This window comes from Nocardia sp. NPDC051981 (assembly GCF_040680715.1).
GTDB lineage: Bacteria > Actinomycetota > Actinomycetes > Mycobacteriales > Mycobacteriaceae > Nocardia.
In genome coordinates, this window is sequence record NZ_JBFAXK010000021.1 from 1 (window position 1) to 3,790 (window position 3,790).

Below are 3,790 nucleotides of genomic sequence, written 5' to 3' on the forward strand. Positions count from 1 at the left end.
AAAGGCGCAGAACGCTACCACTGCGCAGGGATCCCGTGGCTGTTGTGCCTCCCGAATCGATCATCCCGACGAAACGTCCGCTATTGCCGCATACCACGCTGACCGAACCGGCCAGCCCGCAGCGCGGGCGGAAACGACTGAGCCCCCACCCGGACGCCGGATGGGGGCTCAGCAGAGTCTCTACCTGCAGCGATACACACGCTGCTCTATTTCTTCGCAGGAGTTCAGACGTTGAAGCGGAACTCGACCAGATCCCGAGGTAGAATAACCTTATGCCTCGTCCTAGTCCGGCGCCGCTCCGCTTGGCAAAGTACTTGCGAATCTCCAAGGCTGACCAGGACGACTACGACGCGATCGATCGACAGGATGAGGATCTGGACGAACGAATCGCGGACATCGGTGGCCAGGTGGTCGCGACGTACACCGATCACAGCAAGAGTGCCTACGAGCGATACGCCAAGCGACCTGATTACGATCGCATGTTCGCTGATTACAAGGCAGGCATGTTCGATGGGATCGCTTGCTGGGAGATCGACCGATTCACTCGCATTCCAGCACAGCTGGAGGAGTGGATCGAACTCGGCGAGATCGTAGGCGCCGTGATCGTCACTATCGAAGAAACCTACGATCTACGAACTGAGTCCGGCCGGTCCAAGGCCAGAGATCGCGCTAACGCTGCGCGCCGCGAGATGGAGTTGAAAAGCAAGCGGCAGAAGCGGGCCAACCGCCAGCGTGCCGCAAAAGGCCGTCCGCCCAAGGGAGTACGCGCAACCGGCTACACGCTGGATGGCGCGATCGTCGCTGACGAGGCCGCGGTGATCGAAGCGATCTTCACGTCGTTCGATGCCGGGACCTCTCTTCGGGGAATCTGCGCGGCCCTGTCCGGGATCTGCCCCGAGGACGAGCCCGACCGGGACATCCCCGCCAATGTTCCCGCATTTCCTCGCCGCGATGGGACCGACAAGCCGTGGCACCCGTCGACCGTGTATGGCATTCTCCGGAATCCGCGATACGCAGGATGGTCTGTGCACACCCCCAAACGCCCAAAGCTGTCTGCGAAGATTAAGGCCGAAGTCGGCAATCGGCTTGAGAATCAGGGACCTCATCGGCCCCAAATTGCGCGGGACACAGCAGGTTTGCCCGTGCAGGGAGATTGGGAAGCGATCGTGTCCGATGCGTTGTTCTTGAGAGTGCAGCAACGGCTGGACGAGCCGGAGCGTGCGACCAATCGTCAAGGAACCGACCGGAAGCACCTCGGCAGCGGGCTCTACCGCTGCGGTGTGTGCCCCCGAGAGAACGCACTAAAGGTCAAGGCTCACAACACGCGGTACAGATGCGCTGGGCATGTGATGCGGACTCGCGCACAGATCGATCAAATGGTCGTCGAGTACATCACGCAACGCCTCGGCAAGGCTGACCTTGCGGCGCTGCTTATTGAGCCTGATGAAGGCCGCGCCGCCGAACTTGCCCGACAGGAACGGATCTGGCACGACAAGGTCAAACGCGCCCGGGCCGACTACAAAGCCGAGTTGATCGATGGGGGCCTGTACTCCGAGATCAAGACCAAGGCGGACACCGAACTCAATCGCCTTCAGGCCGAACGACTCACCTTGACGGCTGGAGCTACCGCATCGTCGATCCTGCACGCCGCGTCGCCTGTGATCGCATTCCAAACCGCCGACCTCGCGAGTAAGCGAGCGGTGATCGACCTTCTCTGCGACGTCTACCTTCTGCCAGCACCGCGGGGGCGGAAGACGTTCGACCCGTCATCCGTCCTGATTGTGCCGAAGTGACACAGCATGATGGGTACCGGCTCAATCTGGCAGATTACAGCGGCGGCATAGCGGCAAGGGCTGACCGCAGGGAGTCCACGAGGTCGGCGGCCTGCGGGCTGGTGGCTGCAATGGCGTCCGCTGTGTCTGAGATCTGCTGACCGAGCGCGCTCATCGGCGGAAGCACCGGCGTCTGGACTTCGACCAGCGGCTGCGGGTCGGCGGGCTTCGGGACATCCACTCCGCCGCCGATCACATCCGCGCCCGTGCCGCCGATCACGGCCCCAACCGGGGCGCCCACCGCGACGGCTGGAGCCGCGGCGATGACCGCACCCGCCATGCACCCCACAGGCATGCCTACCGCTGCGCCGAGTACAGAGGCCGCGCCTGCGGTCGGGACGCCGGCGGCGATGCCACCGGCGACGCCACCCGCGACCATGCCCACCCCACACCCCGCCAGCGACAGAGGTGCCAGCGAGATCGCACCGACGTAGGCACCGACCCCTGCACCGACCAGCGTGGACGCGGCACGCCGGTCGGACTCCTCGCGGGAGTAGCCCATCCCGTCGTAGGCGGCGGCGATCTGCCACTCCGCGTAGTCGAGATAGCTCTGGGCCTTGTCGCGGGTCTTCACGTCAACCCAGTCCGGCAACTCGACCGTGGTCTTCCCCGCGCGCAGCAAGCGCGGGTTCGCCGGAATAGCCTCCGGCGCAGCGGGCTCGGGCTGGTCGTCCTGCGGCTGCTGCACCACGGTGTCGACCTGCGGGGTGGTCTGCTGCTGTGGTCTGGGTCGGTTCGGCGGCGCGGGCGGATCGGGGACATAGTCGGCCAAACTCGGTGCAGCTGGTGGCGCTGGCACGGTGCTGATTCCCGGCTGCCCTTCCCCGGGCACTGCCAGACCAGGCTGTCCTGGGGCCGCCAGCGCCACACCGTGGCCGGTCGCCAGCAGAAGTGGAAGCATCGATAGAGCAGCGTATCGGCGCGTCATAGTTTGTCCCCCAAACACTGTCGCGCGGTGATCATCTCCGTGGCGAGCCTATTGCCGGGCCATCCGGAGTGCGTCCCGCGCGCGCTGAAAGGCACGTCCTGTCACATGCTGGCACTGACCGACTCACTCATCCGAAACCCATGCGGGCACTTGCCGCAAGTCGCCATTGTTGCTGCGCCGCAACGTCTTTCACCTGCTTAAGTGGGTGAAAAGCGATAGAATGGAGTCATCTCCCGCGACCAGTTCCCGGTCCCCTCTTATGCGGAGAATCCCCTTGTTCCGGAGGTTCAAATGCCCATCGGCGGCCCTTTGGCCACAGCAATCGATCAGGTGTGGGACAGCATCCGCACACGTCACCCCGACGTCCCTGAAGCGGTCGTGTCCATCGCGTCGGGCTCGACCGGGCGCGGGCGCAGCATGCGGCGCGGGCACTTCGGGCCGGACCGCTGGGAACACCGCGGCCAGTGGCTACCCGAGTTGTTCATCGGCGCCGAGGGCCTCGCCGGCGGCGCCCACGACGTGCTCGCTACCCTGCTGCACGAAGCGGTCCATGGGATCGCGCTCACCCGAGATATCAACGCCGCCAGCGACAACGGCCGCTATCACAATAAGAAGTTCAAACAGCTCGCCGAGGAAATCGGCCTCGCCGCGGCCCGCCATCCCCACTCGGGATGGTCGCTGACCACCCTGTCCGACACCACCACGGCCGGTTACCAGCGCGAAATCGCGATCCTCGACCGCGCCATCGTTGCCCATCGCCGACCCGAGCACACCGCCGAAGACACCGACGCCGCCACCGAGGCCGACGAGACCGACGACGAAGACCCTGAAGACACCACCACCGCCGAACCTGATCGCAACGGTCAGCCGATGATCTGCCAGTGCCAACCGCCCCGCCGGATTCGGGCACACAAAAAGATCATCGCCGCCGGACCCATCCTCTGCGGGGTCTGTCAGGAACCGTTCAGCCTCTAGCCAATTCCTTCGTTGTGGTCCCGAAGAGTCTCCCCGCGTAAGAGGCGACGCGCGT

At 64.7% G+C, this 3,790-nt stretch carries 3 protein-coding genes; 2 read left to right on the forward strand and 1 reads right to left on the reverse strand.

The genetic code is table 11. The features are described 5' to 3' along the window. Positions 1-314: 314 nt before the first annotated feature. The gene (locus AB0L60_RS29825; RefSeq protein WP_364620500.1) at positions 315-1,793 is read left to right on the forward strand and encodes a recombinase family protein; all 1,479 of its coding nucleotides are present in this window, start codon (positions 315-317) and stop codon (positions 1,791-1,793) included. Between the two features lie 34 nt (positions 1,794-1,827). Here the strand turns inward: AB0L60_RS29825 and AB0L60_RS29830 are convergent, their stop codons facing one another. Further along, positions 1,828-2,733 (reverse strand): hypothetical protein, encoded by a 906-nt coding sequence (locus AB0L60_RS29830; RefSeq protein ID WP_364620502.1) that lies wholly within the window; start codon positions 2,731-2,733, stop codon positions 1,828-1,830. Positions 2,734-3,051: 318 nt separating this feature from the next. On the opposite strand from AB0L60_RS29830, the gene AB0L60_RS29835 reads away from it, so the two are divergent. Continuing rightward, the gene (locus AB0L60_RS29835; protein WP_364620504.1) at positions 3,052-3,735 is read left to right on the forward strand and encodes a hypothetical protein; all 684 of its coding nucleotides are present in this window, start codon (positions 3,052-3,054) and stop codon (positions 3,733-3,735) included. Positions 3,736-3,790 lie beyond the last annotated feature (55 nt).